The organism is Sphingobacterium spiritivorum (assembly GCF_016724845.1).
GTDB classification, from domain to species: domain Bacteria; phylum Bacteroidota; class Bacteroidia; order Sphingobacteriales; family Sphingobacteriaceae; genus Sphingobacterium; species Sphingobacterium spiritivorum_A.
This window is the reverse complement of sequence record NZ_CP068082.1, coordinates 4,922,643-4,944,378: the sequence shown is the minus strand read 5'-3', so window position 1 is coordinate 4,944,378 and position 21,736 is coordinate 4,922,643. Positions and strand designations below refer to the sequence as shown.

Below are 21,736 nucleotides of genomic sequence, written 5' to 3'. Positions count from 1 at the left end.
CTGACCTGGTCTTATTGATTTAATCCCAATCTTTTCAAAGCCCAGATAAAACCAAAGGCTACCAGTACCAATATAGCCGCATCGATATACCATAAGGTCTGATATCCCCAGAGTGCAACCGTCTTGGTCCCGAGAAACGGACCAAAGATATTGGAAGATGCAAAAGCAATAGAATTCATACCCATATAAGCTCCCTGTGTATTGCGCGTAGAACGCAGGGCGGTAACGGTAGCCATAAATGGTAGTGTAAGCATTTCTCCGAGAGAGAGCATAAACATAGCAATGTACAGCCAGGCTATTCCAAAATTAAAATTGAGCATGAGATAGGATAGACCCGCACATAATGTTCCGTAAAAAAGTATTCGTGTAATGGTGGCCCGATGTTCAACAATATGAACCAGCAGCATTTCAAATACGACAATTACAAATCCGCTGAAGCCGAGTATCATACCGATTTCACGTTCACTCATATGATGCACATCCTGATAGAAAAGCGGTAGCGTACTGATCAGTTGAAAAAAGGCCATTGAAAACAGACAACATAGAATTGAAAAAAGTATAAATGGTCCATCTGTATATGGGTTCCTGTCTTTCACTTCTGTTTGTAATTCCTTTTCTGATTTTTTAATTATTTTATTTCCTTTTTTATTATAGAAAAAGTAAAGGAAAACAACTGCTGCTATAGCTACCGCGATAGCGTTTCCATAGAAAATCCAGTTGTAGGAAAATGCAGCAAGAAAACCTCCCAACGCAGGGCCAATAGAAAACCCCAGGTTAACAGCCATTCTGTTGAGTGAATAAGCCTTTGTCAGGTTTTCCGGTTTGGCATAGCGTGCCACTGATACTGAGTTTGCCGGTCTGAAAGTATCTGCCACCAGACTGAGTACAAATACAATTGCCGCCATTGATTCAAAAGTCCTGAACATAGGCATAAGTAAAAAGAGAGGAGCGGTCATAATCAGGCTGATAGACTGCACTTTGAAATTCCCTATTCTGTCTGTAAGCCATCCGCCTAGCCAGGATCCGGCTACTGATCCGCAGCCATAGCAGGTTAATACAATACCTACGTGGGAGATGTCAAAGCCAAGCTGTTTGGTCATATACATGCCCAAAAATGGTATCACCATAGAGCCCATCCTGTTGATCAGCATAACTAAGGCGAGAAGCCAGGCTGCCGGAGAAAGTCCGCTGTAAGATTTGATATATATTTGTATAATTCTTTTCATGAGATAAATGTTGTAGTTTCTGTCAGTTCATTTTATCCGTAAAAGGATGTAAATGATAATTTCAGAGGTAGTCAAAAAAAAATGTCAAATCGGGTGATGATGATCAGGCGCCCGATTTGACATTTTAAAATGCTAACTTTTTATAGTTTTTATGTTAAAATCGAGGGTTTTATATGATGATCGACCTGGTACACGACAGACTCAATACGCTTCTTATCCGAATAGGGTTTTAAAATGAAATCAATGCGTCCCAGATTAATTCCGGCAAAACCGACCTGATTGACAATCGTCTGTTCTCCTGCCATATTACGGATGGAGACAGGTTTATCTAAAAAGGTGTGCGTATGGCCGCCTATAATCAAATCAATATGCCGGGTTTTCTGTGCTAATACGACATCAGATACTTTGTCTGAATCGTATTTGTAACCCAAATGGGACAGACAGATCACCAGATCACATTTCTCTTCTTTTTTCAGCTTTTCAGCAACCCGGTTCGCTACAGGAATCGGATCCAGATACTTCATGCCTTTGCAATTAGTAGGATCTACCAGACCGTTTACATCTATACACACTCCAAAGACTCCGATTTTGATACCACCTCTTTTGAAGATCGTATAATCCTGTGTTTTTCCCTGCAATACCGTTCCTGTAAAGTCGTAGTTGGCTGTCAGGAAAGGGAATTTTGCATGGTCCAGATATTTTACAAGTCCATCCAGTCCGTTGTCAAACTCATGATTACCAAATGTACCTGCATCATAGCCCAGTCTGGTCATCAGATCCAGTTCCAGCTTACCACCAAAAAGATTGAAATAGGGAGTACCCTGAAACATATCTCCTGCATCAAGCAAAAGAACGTTTTTCTCTTCTTTTCTGATCTTCTGAATCAATGTGCTTCTGCGGGCTACCCCGCCAAGTCCCTGATTTCTGGATCCATCCATCGGAAAAGGTTCTATCCGGCTATGTACATCGTTTGTATGCAGTATTGTGATTTTTACTTCTGAATCAGCCAGCGCATCCAGAGGTATATTACTCAAAGCAGCAGTTGCACCTAGTGCACCTAAACCTTTGATAAAGACTCTTCTATTGACTGATTTTAATTCTTCCATCTAATACTGCATTAATATGTTTTCCGGCTTTCGTTTGTCTGCCGATATAATCCATAAGACCCTCACGGACTTTACTTTCATAGTCTTTTCGTGATACCGGGCTGGCTAAAGCATCCAGATTATCTCCGCCATTAGCGATATAATCATAGGTGACCATTTTATAATGTTTGGCCGGATCAATATCCTGACCATTGATCTTCACTGAAGTCGCTTTTTTACCCACTATCTCCATTCGCATACCGCCTATAGGTTGCCCTCCGGTCTGTGCAATGAAATCGGCCAGAGCCAATACATCCTTACCTGACAATTCAAGTATAGAAATCTTATTTTCAAAAGGCATGATTTCAAATATTTTACCAACCGTAATATCACCTTGTCTCATATCTGTACGTATGCCACCTTTGGTCGCAAATGAAAATACAGCATCCTTATCCAGTGTCTTTCCGATATCCAGAAGGGCGTCAGCAAAAAAATTTCCAATAAGACTCTCTGCATCCCGTGTCTTGGTTAGATAGGTGTCTGAATAACCAATTACACGGTTCATTTCAGATTCCATTTGTTGCTTATAAGGTGCGTAAAGTGCTACTACTGCAGAATCTGCAGTGATAGTGTTATTCATTTCATAGCCCTGATAGGAGTCGGATGCCCGGGTATAGAGCGTCTTGCATGAGGTGAACCCCATGAAGCCCAAACCTATTACTAATGCCAGGGAACGGATGTTAAATCTATACATAAAACGACAAGATAAATGTGTCGGCAAAAATAATTGAGACAAAGGTAGATAAAATATCCCTTTTTAGCCTTAAAATAGCATGAAACTTATATGAATAATTTTGGATTAATTTTCGAGTTTTAAGAAGAAGCCCAGCGTTATGGTTTTTTAAGTTGCATAGCTACTTTTCTTCCTTTTTTCTATGTATTATGCTAATAAATTCACTCCTTTTTAAGGATAGATCCCGGTTCTACCGGGAGAGAGGTTTAATTTAGTGTAATTAACTGTTTACCAATTATTATAGGAGTACTGCATTCTGTTGCCGGTGAAGACACCGGCAAACGCGGTTAATAGTAAAGGAGAGATGTTTAATTGCGTATAATTAACTATTTACCAATTATTATAAGGCTACTGCATTTTGTTGCTGGTGAGGACAGAGGCAAACGCGGTTAGTTGTAAAGGAGAGAGGTTTAATTGCGTATAATTGACTGTTTACCAATTATGATAGGAATACTGCATTCTGTTGCCGGTGAGGACACCGGCAAACGCAGTTGGTATTGAAGGATAGAGGTTTAATTTAGTGTATAATTGACTGTTCACCAATTATTATAAGACTACTGCATTCTGTTGCCGGTGAGGACACCGGCAAACGCATTGAGAATTAAGAGACATTAGCTCTATTTATCTATCTGTATCCTTAACTATTGTTCGGAAAGTAAGATTGATACGCGGACCAAAAATACGTTTGGTAGGAGGCAGGCGGTGCATCCAATGGGTCTGGGTAGTGCCTTTCATGACGAGCAGACTTCCGTGCTCCAGCACCATAGCAATCATTTGTTTAGTCTCCTTATGCTTGAACGCAAATTTACGTTCAGCACCGAAACTCATGGAAGCAATAGCTCCGTTTTTTTTTAGATCTTTCTCGCCGTCACTGTGCCAGGCCATTCCTTCCTCTCCGCTGTGATACAGGTTTAACAGGCATGAATTGTATTTTTCTCCTGTATGTTTTTCGGCTATCTGTTTCAGTTTTAATAAATCTTCTGTCCAGGGAAGGGCTGATTTGGTGATATTAGAATACGTATATGAAAAAGTCTGATCGCCATACCAGGCCACTTTTCTTTTTGTTTCTATATGCTTCCCGAATATTACAGCCTGATCATTTTTCCAGGCAATATGCTGAAGCAGGCGTTCATAATATTCGGATGCTTCCTGTACAGACAGTACCGTACCGTAATAATATACCTCACCATCTTGCGGTAGTAGATTTCGTGATATATAACTTTGATCCTCAAATAATTTCATATCTTCTTCTTTCGGAATGGTTCTAATCAGCTGCAGTTTCCTGAAGAGCACTTTCCCATCCTATAATAGCGGTTTTACGGGTTGATCCCCACATGTATCCGCCTATGGTGCCTGTTGACTGGATGACGCGATGGCAGGGAATCAGAAAAGCGACGGGATTGCTCCCTATTGCTGTTCCAACAGCTCTCGACGCTTTGGTATTTCCGATTTCTTTTGCCAGCTGTCCATATGTAGCCAATTGTCCCATAGGTATTCTTAATAACGTTTCCCAGACTTTTAACTGAAAGGGAGTTCCTTTAAGATGCAATTTGATTTCCGATAGCCTGGACCAGTCGTGTTGGAAGATCAGCGCTGCATGCTCTTGCATACTGTCTGTTCCTGTTATTAGTGAAGCATTAGGGAAACGCTGACGCAATTGCTCTACGCCATCCTCTTCATGCTCCGCAAAACCCATAAAGCAAATGCCCTTTTCTGTAGATCCGACTATGAGTTTCCCAAACGGGCTATTGGTAAAACTATAGCGGATAAGAAGGTTTTTTCCGCCGTTTTTGTATTCTGCAGGAGTCATTCCTTCTATCTTAATAAAAAGGTCGTGCAGACGGCTTGTACTGGATAAGCCCGTATCATACGTGGCGTCAAACAGCGAAATCCGGCTGTCCTCCCTTAAAAGTTTTTTGGCGTGTTCTACAGATATATATTGTAAGAATTTTTTAGGACTTGTTCCCGCCCAGGAGGCGAACATGCGCTGAAAATGTGCCGGGCTTACATGAATGTGCGCAGCTATTTCCTCAACGGAGGGTTGCGCCCTGAAGTGATCACGGATATAGGTGATCGCATTTGCTATACGCTGATAGTCTACTTCTTGTTGTGTCTCCATGATAATCATTTTATAAGACAAATATCCGCATGTTCTTTGTCTTATAAAATCCGGATACTGCTATTTTTCAGTATCCGGATTTTCATTGTTGTTCACCTTATTACTGTCAATCTCTCTTTTGAGCAAATAATACCTCCTATTTGGGTCGCCTTCAGAAACGATTGGTGCGGAAAAAACCACAGTCCAGCCCAATTCAGCCATGACATTGATTCCTTCAATTACACTTTTGAATTTTGTGGTATTTGTTTTCGGATTCATCAATAGTTTCCGTGCATCTTTATCAAATCCTGCACCGGTATCAATAGCGATCTCCAAAAGGTTGGAAAGTAACTTTTCAAAAGGAATGATCATACGATACTCTTCCTTTTGTTTATGACTTTGCTTTATCTGCTGAGAAAAACCGAGTGAAACTACCGTTAGCAGTATACATGTAAACAGATATTTTTTTAACATAAAACATCGCCTTAAGTTTGAATTACACCTACATTGTATCGTTCTGTGATCGGGGCATGGTTTGCCGCTTCAATTCCCATACTGATTACTTTTCGTGTTTCGTCCGGATGAATAACACCATCGACCCACAGTCGCGCAGCTGCATAGTATGGACTTAGCTGTTCGTTGTATTTGTCTTCAATACTTTTTAAAAGTGCCTGTTGTTCTGCCTCCGTAATCGATACTCCTTTGCTTTTTAAAGCAGCATCCTGTATCTGCAAAAGTGTTTTTCCTGCTGCTGCTCCGCTCATGACCGCAATTTGTGCTGTAGGCCATGCATAAATAAGGCGGGGATCGTAAGCTTTGCCACACATCGCATAATTACCAGCTCCATAACTGTTGCCAATCATAAAAGTAAATTTAGGCACAACCGAATTAGCCATTGCATTTACCATTTTGGCACCATCTTTAATAATGCCGCCATGTTCAGAACGGCTCCCCACCATAAATCCTGTTACATCCTGGAAGAATACCAATGGAATGGATTGCTGATTACAGTTCATAATAAACCGTGCAGCCTTGTCTGCGGAATCGCTGTAAATAACACCGCCCATCTGCATTTCGACAGATCCTCCTGCTTTTTTTGCCTTCACTACCTCGCGCTGATTAGCTACAATACCGATGGCCCAGCCATCTACCCGTGCCAAACCGCAGACGATGGTCTTGCCGTAATCTTTTTTGTATTCTTCAAATGTATTTTCATCGACGATCGCTTCTATTATGCGCTTCATATCGTAGGGCTTTGTCCGGTCCAGAGGCATAATGTCGGTGATTTGCCCTGCTTTGGAAGCCGGTTTTGAAGATTCTTTTCTGCTAAACTGTGCTTTCGGCTGTTCGCCGAATTTATCTATTACCTGTTTGATAGCGTCCAGACAGGCTTCATCTGTAGGATATTTATTGTCCGTAACCCCGGATATTTCGGAATGTGTGGCCGCACCGCCCAGTGTTTCAGCATCTACTGTTTCTCCAATGGATGATTTGACCAGATATGGGCCTGCAAGGAATACAGATCCTGTACCTTCTACTATAAATGCATAGTCTGACATGATCGGAAGGTAAGCACCACCAGCCACACAACTTCCCATTATAGCAGCCAGTTGCGGAATACCCATAGAGGACATTTTGGCGTTATTTCTGAAAATGCGTCCGAAATGCTCTTTATCGGGGAATATTTCATCCTGCATCGGCAGGAATACGCCAGCAGAATCTACCAGATAGATAATGGGAATATGGTTTTCCATGGCTATCTCCTGAGCACGGAGATTTTTTTTACAACTGATCGGAAACCAGGCTCCGGCCTTGACTGTTGCGTCGTTAGAGACGATAACGCATTGTTTGCCTTGTACATATCCTAATACACATACCGCACCACCATTGGGGCAGCCACCCTCATCTTCATACATACCATCTCCTGCAAATATACCTATCTCCAGAAAGTCACGATTGTCATCCAGTAAGTAATGTATGCGTTCCCAGGCGGTAAGTTTACCCTTTTGTTTGTGCTTCTCAATTTTATCCAGTCCACCGCCTAATGCCAGTGTCTCTTTCTTTTTGTTTAAAACATCAATTAAGTTATTCATTTGCAATTTTGGTTTATAAGGGGTGCTTATATTAATAATTTCTTAATATGGGATAAAAATAAAACAATATTTTGATATTTTTGTAATTGTATATATAATAGTTTGTATATATTTGATTCGAGAATCACCAATAATTATAAACAAGTAAATAGTAAATTATGTTTGTCGCTAATGTAGACCAGATGGAGTTAATCAGGCAGAGTGCTGCTGATTTTGCAACGAATTTTATTAAACCACATATCATGGAGTGGGATGAGGCTCAAACCTTTCCCGTAGAGCTGTTCAGGAAGATGGGATCTTATGGTTTCATGGGAATTATTGTGCCAGAGGAATACGGCGGTGCAGGACTGGGCTACCAGGAATATATTACTATTCTGGATGAAATATCTAAAGTGTGCGGATCTATAGGACTTTCGGTAGCTGCGCATAATTCGCTTTGTACCAATCATATACTGAGTTTTGCGAATGAAGAGCAAAAGAAAAAATACTTGCCTAAACTGGCGACTGCAGAGTGGATCGGTGCATGGGGATTGACAGAAACAGGATCCGGATCTGATGCCGGAGGTCTGACAACTGTTGCCGAGCGGGATGGCGATTATTTTATCCTGAACGGCTCTAAGAATTTTATTACACATGCCATCAGTTCAGAAGTTGCTGTTGTTATTACCCGAACCGGTCAAAAAGGTGATAAAAAAGGAATGACTGCCTTTATCATCGAAAAGGGTACACCGGGATTTTCGGCAGGAAAGAAAGAAAACAAATTAGGAATGCGCGCTTCAGAAACAGCATGTTTATTCTTTGATAACTGCAGAGTACATAAGGATCAGATCGTTGGCGAAGAGGGGCAGGGTTTTGTGCAGGCATTAAAGTTACTGGATGGAGGGCGCATATCTATTGCAGCATTATCTCTAGGCATAGCACGTGGTGCTTATGAGTGTGCATTGAAATATGCGAATGAACGTGAACAATTTAATCAGAAAATATTTGATTTTCAGGCTGTAGGGTTTAAATTAGCAGAAATGGCAACGCAGGTAGAAGCTGCAGAGCTTCTGACCCGTCAGGCTGCATTTTTAAAAGAATCGGGTACGAAATCTTCAAAAATCAGTGCAATGGCGAAGTTGTATGCTTCTGAAGCGGCTGTAGAAGTGTCGAATGAAAGTGTACAGATTTTTGGCGGATATGGATTTACGAAAGATTATCCTGCAGAAAAGTACTTCAGAGATGCCAAATTGTGTACCATCGGAGAAGGAACGTCCAGCATCCAGAAAATGGTCATAGCAAGAGAAATTCAAAAAGATGTCAGATCTTAATCAAAATATCACCTTAGTAGAGTGTCCGCGTGATGCCATTCAGGGATTGCACGGACAAATATCTACAGAAAAGAAAGCAGCGTATATTAATTTTCTGATTCGTACAGGATTGTTTGAATGTATAGATTTCGGAAGTTTTGTATCTCCTGTCGCTGTACCTCAGATGGCAGACACAGAGGCTGTTGTCCGGCAGCTGGATCTGGTCAATGACACCAGACTTCTGGCTATTGTAGTGAATGAGAAAGGAGTGGAGCGGGCGACTGCTTTTGAGCAGATCCATTATCTGGGTTATCCTTTTTCGATATCGGAAGAGTTTCAACGCCGCAATACAAATGCGAATCTGCAGCAGTCCTATGAGCGACTGAAATATATTGTGGAACGTACCAAAGCAGGAGACAAAGAACCTGTCGTTTATATTTCTATGGCATTCGGCAATCCGTATAAGGAGATCTGGAGCGAACAACTGGTTATTGACTGGCTAGGCAATATAGCTGAATTGGGGGTTACCCGGTTCTCGCTCGCTGATACCACGGGGGAGGCTTCTGTAGCACAGATCGGCAGCCTGTTTCATAAGGTATATGAGTTGTTCACTGAATTGCATATCGGAGCACACTTTCATTCTACCAAACTGAATAGTATGGCAAAAATAAAAGCTGCCTTTGAATCCGGATGTAAAACATTTGACGGAGCCATGTTAGGATATGGAGGCTGTCCTTTTGCAAAAGATGATCTTGTCGGGAATATTGCTATGGAAGACCTTTTGCTGTTCTTTGGGAGAGGTAATGCGTCACAGATTGAAGAGTTGAAACAACAGTTTAATACATTAATCAGTTAATATCATGAATAGCGTTTCCTATCATTTTATCCGTACCCATATAACAGATCGTGTATTTTACCTCACGCTGGCGCGTCCCGGCAAACGCAATGCTTTCACACCGACTATGGTCAATGAGATACGGCATGCTTTGCAGGAAGCAAATAAGGATACAGCGGTACGTGTTGTCGTTATAAAAGCTGAGGGACCGGTATTCTGTGCGGGAATGGATCTCAAAGCATTTGAAAATCCGGAGGCCGACACCTTAAATCCGGATATTACGAATACAGATATCTCTCTGGGAGCAGTCATCGCCGAACTCAACAAACCTTCTGTCTGTATTATTGAGGGGGATGTGTATGCCGGAGGTTTTCTTATCTTTCTGGAATGCACATATGTTTTTGCGAAGCAAAATGTACGGTTCGCTCTGCCGGAGGTACGCATCGGCATATTCCCGTTTCAGGTACTGGCTTCGTTACTGAAACATCTGCCGGATGCTAAAGCCATGGATCTGTGCATACGAGGTACGTCTTTTACAGCCTCACAGGCACATGAACTTGGATTAGTCACGGATTTTGTGGAAAATGAAGATGATCATAAGATCAAAATGCTGATTGCGGATCTGATAATGGGTGCTCCCTTAGCTATCCGGAAAGGTTTTGAAGCACTGAAACAAATAAAAGAACTGGCTGCTACAGATCGCTATGCTTATCTTTTAAAAGTATTGCATGAACTGAAAGACTCTGAAGATGCGAAAGAAGGACTTGCTGCTCAGCGTGATAAACGTCCGCCGGAATGGAAAAATCGTTAATCTTTTGTGTGATGAAAATAGAAAAGGGATATTCAAATACTGAATATCCCTCATATAACTGCTAATATGGATATACCGGTTAGTAGGTCAGTCTGTGAATACCGTTAATCGTTCCACCTTCAACTTTCAAACCTTGTGTAGCTGTGTTTGTCGCTGTATCAAAGATGTAGACATAGCTATCTCCGGTATCTAATGTCAAACCTACATATGCTTTAGTACCGTCTTCAGAAAGTGCACCATAGTTGCTGGAAGTCGTACCTGAGATGTTAACCGGAGCACCCGTAACCCAGGTAACCGTTTGTGCATATACATCTGCAATTGCAAATTTAACACCTACAGTAGATTTGGATTGCGCATATGATTGCACCAGGAATTTGCCTTTACCTATGTAACGCGCTGAATTGATTTTAAAACCATTTGTTTTTTGTTCAAAATTGAAGAAATAGCTTTTGTCAAATTCTGTCGTTCCTTTTTTGATACGAACGATAGCCGACGGATTTTTTGATACAATGTTTTCTCCGATTTTTACAGTAGCTCCTGAAAAACCATATGCATCTCCCTGTTCGTCTACAAATAATCCGTTTTTGAAGTAACCACCCAGATAACTGGTACGGTTATCTTTGATTACTTTTTCGACTTTCAGATCAGGGAAAGATAATACTGCAACCCATGTACTATCCGGGTAGGCAGTTCCAAAGGTGTCTCCGCAACATCCTTTTATACTCATATAAGGAGCCAGTAATTTATCCCCGAACTGGGTAGCCCATGTAAAGTGGGCACGTTCGCCATTACCCGCTAACTTGACAATATTGATTTCCTTATCTGCTTTGATACCCGGGTTGACCGCATCAATACGATAGACAAGTGAATTTTCGTTTCCGGAACGGGGAACTTTGAATAAGACAAGTTCATTATTCATCGGTGCAAATACCTGAACAGTCTCCGTAACAAAATTGGAAACTTTTACAAGTTTGCCATCTGCATTTAAGGCATATGAAGTAACAGCACCCGGATTACCCTGTCCGTACAGCATACTGAAGAATTTATTCTGGTTGACTACATAGTATCTCCATGTTCCGTCCTGTTCGATACCATTTCCTTTGGTCGTGATAGAGCCTTTGGTCAGGTCATCAGTTGTCAGCAGATAATCTGCAGTTCCTGCTTCTGCGCTTGTAGGGTGAGCTGCAATAACATATTTTACTTTATTTCCTTCACCCGGGGTAATGGTGGTGTCGATATTCCCTTTGTCTTTGGAACAGGCATTAAAACCTATTAGGGCAGTAGCTGAAAGTAAAGTGAGACTTTTAAATGTTCTGATCATGAGTATGTAATTTTAGTTGTTAATATTATTTTGAGTTGTAAAAAAAATCTAGTTAGATATAAAGTATCGTGCCTTCAGGAAGAATCCTCTTGATGGTTTCGGCAATCTGAAATTGTCAAATAACTGCGCATTAGTTATATTTTTGCATTCCAGACCTATATTGTAACGGCCATTGTTAAAGCTGTATACGGCATTGACGTCATGTCCAAACTGTGTATCAATGTCCAGTTTTTCTGATCCCTGACTTGGCCAGTATAGATACATGCTGTGCACATAGAGCAGGTTGTAACCTATACTCAGATTGTTGCCTTTTGTTCCCAGATCCGAAAGGAAGACTGTTGCATCAAAATTGCCATACAGATAAGGGATATTAGGCATCCGGTCATTATAGACTATACTTACATTTGCATTGTCATTTTCGTATTTGGTTTTATTTCTGAAATCGTGATAAGACATATTTGCTCCTGCTGTAAAGAATTTTTTATAGGAATAGCGGATCTCAGCATCTATACCTTTATTGGTTACACTGGCTCTGTTTTCCATAATCGTTTTCACCATGTTTATATTAAATTTTTCACGGATAAAATCTTTAGAATCTCTGTACAGAAGTCCCAGATCCACTGCAAAGCGGTGATCCTGATTGATCGAGAACATGTAATTGATACCCAGATTATAATTGTCACTGGATTCCGGTTTCAGATCCAGATTACTGGCTTTCAGAATTTCATCCCCGAATACCTCTTCAGCTTCCGGCATACGCTTCGCATTCTCGTACGAAGCTTTTAATTGCAGGGAAGGACTGAGAAAATAAGTACCAGCTATTCCGTATCCGATTTTGTTATAATTCGTTTGCTGATGATTGTATGCGACATCGCCGTAGTTTCCAGACGGATTATAGCTGGAGCTGTATTTAAGCCGCTGGAAGTAATTTTTGAAAAAACCTGTTACATTCCATTTACCATCATGATTGTACCGGTAAGCTAAGCCCGTAATGTTTTTGCTTGATTTTCGGGGAAGATCATAGGCGACGTTTTCAGGATACAGCTCGTCAGAGCCTTTTCTGTTAAAAGTAGAATAAGTATTGTTCAATACGATAGCATTTCGCTCATTGATATCATAGGAAAGCGTTGCCGCGGCCAGCCCCGTATTATTCCGGTATTTGTAAAGGCTCCGGCTTTGTTCGCCACCCAGGCCTGAATAATATTTAGGCGTACCATACCAATCATACCTCACGTAAGTCGTATCGATATTCTGCTCATGACCCAGGTTAATATTTGCATTTAGACTTGCTGTCAATCCTTTAATAAACAGATCTCTTTTCTGGTATCTCAAGGTGGGGGTAATAATGTCTCCCTTACGGTACCAGGATCCGAATACAGATTCTATACGCGCTCCTGTCTGCATTTCTTTATAGGTTTTTCCCAATTGTATCCCTACTAACAGGCGGTCTGCATAGCTTTTGTCTACGATGCCTGTCTGAAGGATAATAGCTTCATTGTGGTAGGTGTCATGAAAACGTTTTACATTCTGAGGACCATCAGGAACAGATATTCTGTAGTTGTTGTCGGAATAATTCTGGTAAGCATTTAACTGCAGTGTATATCCGGATTTAGAAGTCAGCCCTGCATTGATGGTGGTACGATGTGTATTAAAGGATCCGTAGGAATAGGAAGCATCCACATAATTCTTTTTAGAACTTCCGGTAACAATATTAATCGCACCTCCCATAGCATCAGCACCTAACCATACAGGCACGACACCCCTGTATACTTCTACACGTTCGGCCAGATTGATCGGAATATTATTGAGCTGAAAGGAAGACCCGAAGCCTTCCATAGGAATACCATCGATGAATATCTTGATCTGTTTACCCGAATAACCATTGATGGACAGATTCATATCTGACCCCACACCTCCGGTTTCCCGGACTCTGACGCCTGAGACTCTATCCAGAGCATGACCAATATCAAGCGTGGTATTGTGAAGTTTTGTAGCATCTAATGCGGTGACATTATAGGCCTGCTTATTGACTTCTTCCACTTTAGTCCGGCCTAATACCATGACTTCTTCAATTTGTTGTGTAGAGCGGGTAAGCGAAATTGCGGGAAGGGTTTGATAATTTTTACCGATCTGGATTTCTTCAGTCCATCTGCTGTGTCCTATGGCAGATACTACGATTTTGTATTTTCCTGAAGGAAGATTTTTAAACCTGAATTTTCCATTTTCATCGGTAATCGCATTTTTGGATAAAGAAGGGATTTTAACCGTCGCACCGGCTAACGGTATATCCTCACTTAGTATCTGCCCGGTAAGTTCATGCTGCTGAAGGAGAATGGTCTGCGGGCCACTGTTCGGATTGCTGGCTGCATAAAGTGCAGAACCGCATATCATGTGGGCAAAAAGAACGGCTCTGCATATTTTTTTGCCTGGAATATTTGGGAATAAATTAAGAATAGGGTAATTGTGTTGCATGTTAGACTTGTTCAGTAGTTCTTAGTTGATGTTAGTAGTTGCGAGTGAATAATACGAGCTGTAAATCTATTTTACCATATCTGTTTTTTTTTGAGCAATACGTATATGTAAAAACTTTTATTTTTATTTAGATTAAATATAAACAGTGCAAATTTAGAAAGAAATTATAAGCAGTCAAGTTTTTTTTAATCTTTTTTGAATAGTTATGTTTTAGGCTTTGTTTGTATGTTTAAAGCATGTTTTTTCCTGAATACGATATCTTCTTTGGATTGAAACCTCCTAAAAATTGCACAAGTCATGCTTATTAAGTTCACTAAAAACAACTGATTAAAGAGGATTCAGAATGGAGGCGGAAGATGTAATTTGTGTAATCCGATCATTGAATTTAATATGCAGTAATCCAGGTAACATCTTTTTATGATTAACAGTTGGTGATGTGTGATATCTTATATTTTGGGATTCTCTTAAGCTTTGCTTTGTAACATGAGGATGCTGAGCTCCTGATACTTAGGATTAATCTGGCGATACTCTGCAGCTTTTCATAAATTAATTTTGATTTTTTATTGACAAAAATGGATTTTGTTCTATATTTGCAGCATTGTTTATAATCAGTCTAAATAAAAAATATGAAAATTATTACCCAATTATTTTTGATTCTGATTTTACTTGGCGGCAAACAAGTAGCAATGGCTCACGCTGTATGGATCGAGAGCAAAGCGTCCGCAAGTAAAAATCAACCCCATGATGTAAAAATATTTTACGGCGAATACGCCAGCGGGGAAAAAGAAAGTACAGATAAATGGTACTCTGATCTCAAACATCTGGAAGTATGGTTAACGACTCCGGATAACCAACGTGTAAAACTCGATGTGAAAGATGAACAAGGACATCTTGCAACATCATTTGTCCCTGAAAAAGATGGTGTCTACTATATATCTACCGTACATGCGACAAAAGATTTGGGCGGAACTACAAAATATAATTTTTCTTCATGGCGCCTGTGCGTGTAGGTAAGTTGGCCGTTAGCGCCACTTCTCCTAAGGATCTTCCTTTTTCGGTAGAGAAAATCACTACAAGCGGGAAGAATAAATCTGAAATAGAAGTGCTTGTCAGCAGTAATGGTAAGGCTGTTAAAGATGCTGAAGTTATTGTGATGTCTGAGACGGGATGGACCAAAACATTCAAAACTAATGAAAACGGTATAGTCTCTTTCTCTCCGCAGTGGAAAGGTAATTATGTAGTGGAAGCATCACAAATGAATGATGAAACGGGTCGTTGGAATGATAAGGATTACACCCGTAACTGGCATGGTGCGACTACATTTTTCGAACATAAATAAAAATTAAAAAGTTGTCTGAAAAGCCGCAGTAATTCTGCATCAATGATGGTTTTCAGCCAGATTGATTCAGTATCGGGTTAAAAGCTGATTTGCACCGGCCTTCAGAAATCCGGGCTACCCGGAAAAAGTGAATGGTATGGCGGCTGAATACACAGGCAACTCTAAAATAGATTAACGTTTCTCTCTCTTTAATGTTTCAGCGGTTGGTCTCTATGGTCAGCTGCTGATTATTTAAAGGAGCTTTCATTTACCTGATATATGTTTAGCACTAGTTTTTTACTTGTTTTTATAGGTTTTTTCCTCTGGTACAACACATCCAAAAAAGCCGGATGGAAAAATAAACCCGCATACCTGGCCAAACTGGAATCGAGGCCACAGTTGAGTAAATTCCTATGTGCCGCTTTATTCATTATTGCAACCGGATTATTCGTGTATTATTTGGGCTGGATGAGCGGGATTTTTATTGCTATAGTGAGCATAATGACAGCAGGAAGTTTGCTTGTTGCTATTTTCCCGTTTCGCTATCTGAATTATAAGTCGATACTGGCTGTTTATGCGGTATGCCTGCTATTTGAATTTTTTATTTAATACTATATGCCTGCTAATAAAAAATATTTAACCAAGTCTCCCTGGCTAAGACTTTCAAAAATTCTGGCCGGATTTGTCGGAGGATATGTTGTCATGCTGAGTTTCCACCTGTGCCTCATGTATATATTCCCTCAGGAAAATGTTATTATTACATCTTTTATCACCGGATATATTTTATGGGCTTTCTTATTGTTATGGGCCTTTGTTGCTGAAAACATCTGGAAAGTATGGCTCACTTATATTGTATTAAGCCTGCTCTTCTCTATTCCATACTTACTTAAATAACAACAATGAATATCAGAAGATATAACATCTATTTTCATACACATACCATCAGCGGCATTATTATCTGCGCACTGTTATATGTGATTTTTTTCGCCGGTTCATTTACTTTTTTCAGAGAGGAAATTTCTGCCTGGCAAAAGAATTTTTCATACAGTGCTCATAAAGGGATAGTAAAAAAAGATTACAATTTTTTAGTGGATTCCTTATCTACCAAGTATAACTTAACTGGACGAGATTTCTCTTTTTATATCAACCGAAACGACATGGCTACCTATGTAGACATGAGTGTATCGGCGGATACGACCATCAGTAAAAAGAATCCGGAAACAGAAGGAAAAAAGGGTAGAAGGGGCCGGAGAGGAGGCAATGAGGATTCTGCATATTTTACATATGACTTTGCAAAAAAATCTACTTCTGATTATGCCAGTTCGTATGATATGGGCGAGTTCCTATACAGACTTCATTTTCTGGCGCAACTCAATCAAATCCCGATCAATATCGGGACACCATTCGGGTATCTTCTGGCGGGGCTGGTGTCATTTCTCTTTTTATTTGCATTGATTACAGGCTTGTTTCTGCATTGGGATAAGATCAAATCCAACTTTTTCATATTCCGGCCCTGGAGTAAATGGAAAACGGTATGGACAGATATCCATACAGCTCTTGGCGTAATTGGTTTTCCTTTCCAATTTATGTTTGCCGTGACGGGGGTAATACTGATTATTAATTTTGTGTTGATCATGCCTTACAGTAAGGTTCTGTATAAAGGAGACACCGAAAAAGTTTATCAGGCTCTGCAATATTCGGATGATGCAAAATATGAATACACTTATCAGGCACTTAACAGTAAGTTTGATCTGAATGCCTTCGTAGAAGGAATCAATGAAAGGTGGCCGGGAAGTACGATTAGTCGTATGTATGTGCGAAACTATAATGATGCAAATATGCACATTATTGTCGAGGCTAAACCTGATGCAGATATCAACTTTTCGGGTGCCGGAAAATTAGTGTATCGCGTAAAGGATCAAAAGGTATTAAATGAGAAAACACCTCATCTCGAATCCAGCTATCTCGATCATGTAAAAGCATTGATTTATCATCTTCATTTTGGAGATTACGGAGGTCGCGCATTAAAGATTATCTATTTTGTGCTGGGCGTAATGGGCTGTGTGGTCATTATATCCGGTATTCTGATCTGGCTGGTCGCCAGAGACAAGACCAATGTACCGGCGCATAAGCGTAAGTTTAACTTTTGGACAGCTAATATATTCCTGGCTTCCTGCCTGACCATGCTTCCGGTTACAGCGTTTACATTTATTGTATTACGGTTTTTAGATACACCTACACAAAGTGATATCTACCATTGGTATTTTTATTCCTGGCTGGTACTGGCAGTCTACTTTATCGTCCGCAGAGATATTGCATTGACCAACAGGCAAACGGTCTTTTTATCTATTCTGCTATGTCTGGGTGTTCCGCTGGCAAACGGTATTATGACAGGTAGCTGGCCATGGGTTACATATCTGTCCGGAGCATTTGATATTTTATTTATAGATTTATTGTTTTTTGTCTTATCTCTGATTTCACTTTATGTGTATATAAAGATCAGAAAACGAAAATATACTGCTTAGATAAAGCTTTATATGCATTGACCTCAATGGAAAGATGCAGCTCAACTATTGTCATACTTGTACAGTTCATTATGAGCGTATAAGTATGACAATTTTTATTTTGAGGTTATCTGTAATCCCTTATTTACGGACTTTGATTATACAGTTGTGTTGTACTTTGAAATTGAGCGAGTTGGCTATAAAGCAATATGTATTGGCTTTGTGATGTAAGTCTTTAGCCAGTTCTACTTGATCTTCCTCTGCTATCTCTATCTGTGGATGTAAGATTATTCCGGTAAAATAACCACTTCCATCTTCATTTTCCAGCATTGTGCCTTTGGGTTGATCTATATACGTCAGTACGGTAATATTGTGCTGAGTACACAAGTGAAGGTACCAGAGCATATGGCAGGACGAAACAGACGAGAGAAGCAGTTCTTCCGGATTGTATCTTTGTGGGTCTCCTCTGAAAGCCGGATCGGACGAGGCCTCGATAATGGTTTTGCTTTCAGACCGGATTGAATGGTTGCGACTGTAGGAGGTATAGCTTTTGGTTCCCTGCCCCGTGTTCCCTGTCCATTCTACCGTTACATTATAATAATGCTGTTTACTCATTTTGATTTTTTATTAGGGATGGCAATTGTACCGTCTTTATAAAGTTGAATAGCCTGATATAGTATATCTTTAATGAGAGATATCGGCAGATCCTTATCGGGATCTAAAAGCATGATTTTCATTCGGGCTCTTTTTTCAGTTATCAGCAGAGGGTGCGTTAGGCGTTTACCTTCAACAATACCAATATAGGGTTGGTCATATGATTTATGTATCCACAGATAGCAAAACATTTTACCTTTATAACAAAAGAAAGGCATTCCATATTTCAACTCATGTGTTATATCCGGATCCACAGACAGAATAATATCCCGTAGCGCTAACAGGCAACTTTTATGAGGCTCCGGTTGTGATAAGTAATAATCTGCCAATGTTTTCATGCTGTCTTTGTATCAAACAGCATAAAAGTAGGATTTTCTAGCGTGCTTTTCGGATACGTCTTTTTTTATTTTTCAGTACTAACCTTCTCAACTGCAAAAAGCCTATAGTTACTTTTCGGTTGGTCTTGAGGTAAGGTATGCTCATCACTGCCAGTAAAGATACACATGCTGAGGTGCCAAGTGCACCTCCAAAACCATCGAAAAACCGACTTGTATTCAGAAAAATAAAGGTAAAGATCAGACCGGCAAGTCCTAATCCCAGGTAACTGGACAACTGACCGGAAGACACCATACCGATAAATGAGGAGCCAATAAATACGTAAGGTATATTTTTTGTAAGATAAGGGGACAGCAGATTCGGGAAAAAATATAAGAATCCGGCAACCAGCATCGTCAGTAAGGCTGATGAACGGATTGGCCCTTGCTTCAGATGGACATGGGTGTAGAAAGATAAGAGACTCCCGAAAATACCTACACAGATTAAAACAAAAACTTCCATAAGCTAGCGAATAAGAAAGATAATCAGATAAGTGATAGACACTCCCAAAAAAGCCAGTGTACCGAGTTTACCTCCGATTCCTGAAAACAAACTTTTGGAAACGACCAGCAGTACGGCTGTACAAATACTCGCAGCAAGGATAAAGGTGAAGCCATTGGCAATACCTTCACTGGACATACCTACGAATGCTCCGCAATAAATAGCAGCGGGCAGTTGCTGGAAATAAGAAGATCGTTTATTCAGTAGCGGTACAAAGGAACCTGCAGTACCGATAATGCCTGCTGAGAAAACAGTTCCCAGATGGAAATGTGTATGCAGATAGTAACAGCTTATGGCTCCTAAAGGTACACCTATCGATACCAGGATATGATCATACAGATGCTTATCATGATGAATAGGGGCTCTGATGTAGGATACAAGAATAAGAATGGAGATCGCTATAATGAAAACAGATACCCAGGGCGACTGCATATTTTCACGGAATATAGCCAGAAGAAATAACAGCTGAATAATGAACAAGAGTCCTATCAGAAAAAAACGAAGTAAGCGATGATAGCGCATGCCTTAAATTTGCTGTGCAAAATTAAGTAATTACATTTTAAAATGTTAAAAAATCTTAAAATGTCGGGGCTGATGTAATTTGTAGTGCTTTCCAGTCGTTATATCAGTACTTTTCATAATTTAGGTTAATAATTGGTTAGAAAGACGCCCTGAGTTCCCCACTTTGGGCGTCTTCTTTTTTAGGATTACACCTTAATGCAGCACGCAGCAATAAATGTTACAATAAAACTGAGGTTTTGAGCAAATTTTATTGTTAACTTTATATAACCCATTAAAGAGGAGGTTATTATGAACCTGATAAGCAAGATTGAGCACTGGGGAGATGCTCATCATCCCCGCTGGCTAGATGTATTAAGAATCGCATTAGGAATTGTGATCTTTGCAAAAGGAGTTAGTTTTATTATGGATACGGATTCTGTATCCCGACTTATTCAAAAAACGAATTTTCAGTTATCTATATGGTCTGCAGTCCACTACGTAGCATTTGCTCACCTGGTAGGAGGGTTATTCATTGCTTTAGGACTTTCTACACGGATAGCAGTTGCATTTCAAATTCCCATATTGCTGGGAGCTGTGTTTTTTGTGAATATTACAAACGGATTTAGTTTTCTGAATTCTGAATTCTGGTTTTCTTTGATTATCCTGATATTACTTATCGTATTTTTTATTGTAGGCTCGGGGACATATTCTCTTGACAATGCAATGAATAAACCCGGATATCTTCGTAAAATATAAGAGAAAATCACTCCCTGTAAGATTTTATTAAGGCTGTCTTTTTAAGACAGTCTTTTTTTGTGTATTAATGAAATAAAATTTATGTTCATGAAATTTTATTAGTTTTATTTGGTTAAATAATTTTATTTTAAGCGTATATTTTTTTTATATTTAGCCTTTAAGGAAGAGGGTGTTAATTCAGCTGTTAACATATAAGCATTAACTATATTTTTTTGTAATCTTAAAAATTTAGGACATAGGATTGTTTTGTATATATGCGAAAGCATTCAAAAGAACAAACGCATAATACGGATCTAAGTTCTGATTTGTAAATACATCCTGTTTTAATGTAAGAGTTTAATAAAACATAAGGTTTTAAGATAATTAACTATGGAAAAGTTAGCATATATGATAAATGGGACTAAAGGGAAAATAAGAAGAGAGTTGAGTCGTATGTTGAATAATTACGGCGTAAAATCATTGTTATCGAAACAAATGTTTTATGAAAAATGTAAAATAAAGACACTCGCTAAAGGAAGTAATATATTTCTGGAGGGGCAGGTAAACAATTCGGAATATATATTACTATCAGGAATACTTCATAAATATAACTCTTGTGAAAAGGAAAATGTAGTTACAACAGGCTTTTATGTATCTAAATCGCTTATTACTCCTCATTTTCTTCGTACTAGAGATAATAAAAGCATCTTTAGTCTCCATGCAGTGACGGATGTTGTACTTGCCGAAATCTCCTCTAAAGAATATAAGAGATTGCAGAAATTATTTAAAGAATTTGAGGTTTTTGAAAAACACTACATTCAGGAGGAGATTTTGCAGATTTCACATCACAAAGTATTCCTGCGTTGCTATGATGCGAAAGAAAGACTGCTGTTTTTTCGCCGTCAATTTCCTGATCTGGAAGCCAGTATTCCTCATAGTCTGATCGCTTCTTATCTTGGTATTACCCATGTTTCTCTCAGCAGGATCAGGGGAGAGATTGCGAAAAGCAAAATTACAGTTGAAGAAAGTGCTAACTCCTGAGTATGTGCAAGAGGGGGGGGAGGTTAATAGTTAAATTGAAATGCCTTTTCCGGACTTAATATTTTATGTATGATAACTTCATAA

The 21,736-nt window shown here is 39.7% G+C and carries 23 protein-coding genes; 10 read left to right on the top strand and 13 right to left on the bottom strand.

The window, feature by feature from the left end; all coding sequences use genetic code 11:
* Positions 1–11 precede the first annotated feature (11 nt).
* The 7 genes from I6J03_RS21185 to I6J03_RS21155 all read right to left on the bottom strand — a co-directional run bounded on the left by I6J03_RS21185 (position 12) and on the right by I6J03_RS21155 (position 7,295).
* Entirely contained in the window at positions 12–1,226 is a 1,215-nt protein-coding gene (locus tag I6J03_RS21185) for an MFS transporter (protein WP_003006009.1), read from the bottom strand.
* Positions 1,227–1,375: 149 nt separating this feature from the next.
* Complete coding sequence (locus I6J03_RS21180; protein WP_003006006.1) at positions 1,376–2,332, bottom strand: metallophosphoesterase; 957 nt, start codon at positions 2,330–2,332, stop codon at positions 1,376–1,378.
* Complete coding sequence (locus I6J03_RS21175; RefSeq protein ID WP_232279677.1) at positions 2,307–3,065, bottom strand: 5'-nucleotidase C-terminal domain-containing protein; 759 nt, start codon at positions 3,063–3,065, stop codon at positions 2,307–2,309. The genes I6J03_RS21180 and I6J03_RS21175 overlap by 26 nt, the downstream gene beginning before the upstream one ends.
* Positions 3,066–3,725: 660 nt before the next feature.
* Positions 3,726–4,346: an alpha-ketoglutarate-dependent dioxygenase AlkB family protein gene (locus I6J03_RS21170; RefSeq protein ID WP_039989993.1), complete on the bottom strand. Its 621-nt coding sequence runs from the start codon at positions 4,344–4,346 to the stop codon at positions 3,726–3,728.
* Between the two features lie 22 nt (positions 4,347–4,368).
* Positions 4,369–5,232 (bottom strand): methylated-DNA--[protein]-cysteine S-methyltransferase, encoded by an 864-nt coding sequence (locus tag I6J03_RS21165; RefSeq protein WP_003005998.1) that lies wholly within the window; start codon positions 5,230–5,232, stop codon positions 4,369–4,371.
* Between the two features lie 51 nt (positions 5,233–5,283).
* A complete protein-coding gene (locus I6J03_RS21160; protein WP_003005995.1) occupies positions 5,284–5,676 on the bottom strand; it encodes a hypothetical protein in 393 nt (130 codons plus the stop codon).
* 11 nt (positions 5,677–5,687) lie between these two features.
* Positions 5,688–7,295 carry an acyl-CoA carboxylase subunit beta gene (locus I6J03_RS21155; protein WP_003005992.1) on the bottom strand — a complete coding sequence of 536 codons (1,608 nt, stop codon included), beginning with the start codon at positions 7,293–7,295 and terminating at the stop codon, positions 5,688–5,690.
* A 158-nt stretch (positions 7,296–7,453) separates the two neighbouring features.
* Here I6J03_RS21155 and I6J03_RS21150 point away from each other — a divergent pair, with 158 nt between their 5' ends.
* From I6J03_RS21150 to I6J03_RS21140, 3 genes are read left to right on the top strand one after another with little or no spacing between them, the layout of a single operon-like run.
* Entirely contained in the window at positions 7,454–8,605 is a 1,152-nt protein-coding gene (locus I6J03_RS21150; protein WP_003005991.1) for an acyl-CoA dehydrogenase family protein, read from the top strand.
* Positions 8,592–9,440, top strand: a complete 849-nt coding sequence (locus I6J03_RS21145) for a beta/alpha barrel domain-containing protein (RefSeq protein WP_003005988.1) — start codon at positions 8,592–8,594, stop codon at positions 9,438–9,440. Before I6J03_RS21150 ends, I6J03_RS21145 begins: the two co-directional genes overlap by 14 nt.
* A 4-nt stretch (positions 9,441–9,444) precedes the next feature.
* Complete coding sequence (locus tag I6J03_RS21140) at positions 9,445–10,230, top strand: enoyl-CoA hydratase/isomerase family protein (RefSeq protein ID WP_003005984.1); 786 nt, start codon at positions 9,445–9,447, stop codon at positions 10,228–10,230.
* Between the two features lie 79 nt (positions 10,231–10,309).
* Here the strand turns inward: I6J03_RS21140 and I6J03_RS21135 are convergent, their stop codons facing one another.
* Entirely contained in the window at positions 10,310–11,551 is a 1,242-nt protein-coding gene (locus I6J03_RS21135) for a DUF4374 domain-containing protein (RefSeq protein ID WP_003005982.1), read from the bottom strand.
* Positions 11,552–11,599: 48 nt separating this feature from the next.
* Positions 11,600–14,023 carry a TonB-dependent receptor gene (locus I6J03_RS21130; protein WP_003005980.1) on the bottom strand — a complete coding sequence of 808 codons (2,424 nt, stop codon included), beginning with the start codon at positions 14,021–14,023 and terminating at the stop codon, positions 11,600–11,602.
* Positions 14,024–14,649: 626 nt separating this feature from the next.
* Between I6J03_RS21130 and I6J03_RS21125 the strand changes: the two genes are divergently transcribed.
* The 5 genes from I6J03_RS21125 (at position 14,650) to I6J03_RS21105 (ending at position 17,866) form a co-directional block, all read left to right on the top strand.
* Positions 14,650–15,033, top strand: coding sequence for a hypothetical protein (locus tag I6J03_RS21125; protein ID WP_003005977.1), 384 nt, complete (start codon positions 14,650–14,652; stop codon positions 15,031–15,033).
* Positions 15,015–15,362 carry a hypothetical protein gene (locus I6J03_RS21120; RefSeq protein ID WP_003005975.1) on the top strand — a complete coding sequence of 116 codons (348 nt, stop codon included), beginning with the start codon at positions 15,015–15,017 and terminating at the stop codon, positions 15,360–15,362. The genes I6J03_RS21125 and I6J03_RS21120 overlap by 19 nt, the downstream gene beginning before the upstream one ends.
* Before the next feature lie 258 nt (positions 15,363–15,620).
* A complete protein-coding gene (locus tag I6J03_RS21115; protein WP_003005973.1) occupies positions 15,621–15,950 on the top strand; it encodes a hypothetical protein in 330 nt (109 codons plus the stop codon).
* A 6-nt stretch (positions 15,951–15,956) separates the two neighbouring features.
* Positions 15,957–16,235 (top strand): hypothetical protein, encoded by a 279-nt coding sequence (locus tag I6J03_RS21110; protein WP_003005970.1) that lies wholly within the window; start codon positions 15,957–15,959, stop codon positions 16,233–16,235.
* 5 nt (positions 16,236–16,240) lie between these two features.
* Positions 16,241–17,866: a PepSY-associated TM helix domain-containing protein gene (locus tag I6J03_RS21105; RefSeq protein WP_003005967.1), complete on the top strand. Its 1,626-nt coding sequence runs from the start codon at positions 16,241–16,243 to the stop codon at positions 17,864–17,866.
* A gap of 120 nt (positions 17,867–17,986) precedes the next feature.
* Here the strand turns inward: I6J03_RS21105 and I6J03_RS21100 are convergent, their stop codons facing one another.
* From I6J03_RS21100 to I6J03_RS21085, 4 genes are read right to left on the bottom strand one after another with little or no spacing between them, the layout of a single operon-like run.
* Positions 17,987–18,460 carry an OsmC family protein gene (locus I6J03_RS21100; protein WP_003005964.1) on the bottom strand — a complete coding sequence of 158 codons (474 nt, stop codon included), beginning with the start codon at positions 18,458–18,460 and terminating at the stop codon, positions 17,987–17,989.
* Positions 18,457–18,837: a DUF1801 domain-containing protein gene (locus I6J03_RS21095; protein ID WP_003005961.1), complete on the bottom strand. Its 381-nt coding sequence runs from the start codon at positions 18,835–18,837 to the stop codon at positions 18,457–18,459. Before I6J03_RS21095 ends, I6J03_RS21100 begins: the two co-directional genes overlap by 4 nt.
* 37 nt (positions 18,838–18,874) lie before the next feature.
* Complete coding sequence (locus I6J03_RS21090) at positions 18,875–19,336, bottom strand: hypothetical protein (RefSeq protein WP_039989889.1); 462 nt, start codon at positions 19,334–19,336, stop codon at positions 18,875–18,877.
* Between the two features lie 3 nt (positions 19,337–19,339).
* Entirely contained in the window at positions 19,340–19,897 is a 558-nt protein-coding gene (locus I6J03_RS21085) for a hypothetical protein (protein WP_003005956.1), read from the bottom strand.
* A gap of 288 nt (positions 19,898–20,185) precedes the next feature.
* Between I6J03_RS21085 and I6J03_RS21080 the strand changes: the two genes are divergently transcribed.
* Together I6J03_RS21080 and I6J03_RS21075 are read left to right on the top strand one after the other, a co-directional pair.
* On the top strand, positions 20,186–20,632 hold the full coding sequence (locus tag I6J03_RS21080; RefSeq protein WP_003005954.1) for a DoxX family protein: 447 nt from the start codon (positions 20,186–20,188) through the stop codon (positions 20,630–20,632).
* A gap of 369 nt (positions 20,633–21,001) precedes the next feature.
* Positions 21,002–21,652, top strand: coding sequence for a Crp/Fnr family transcriptional regulator (locus I6J03_RS21075; protein WP_003005951.1), 651 nt, complete (start codon positions 21,002–21,004; stop codon positions 21,650–21,652).
* Positions 21,653–21,736 lie beyond the last annotated feature (84 nt).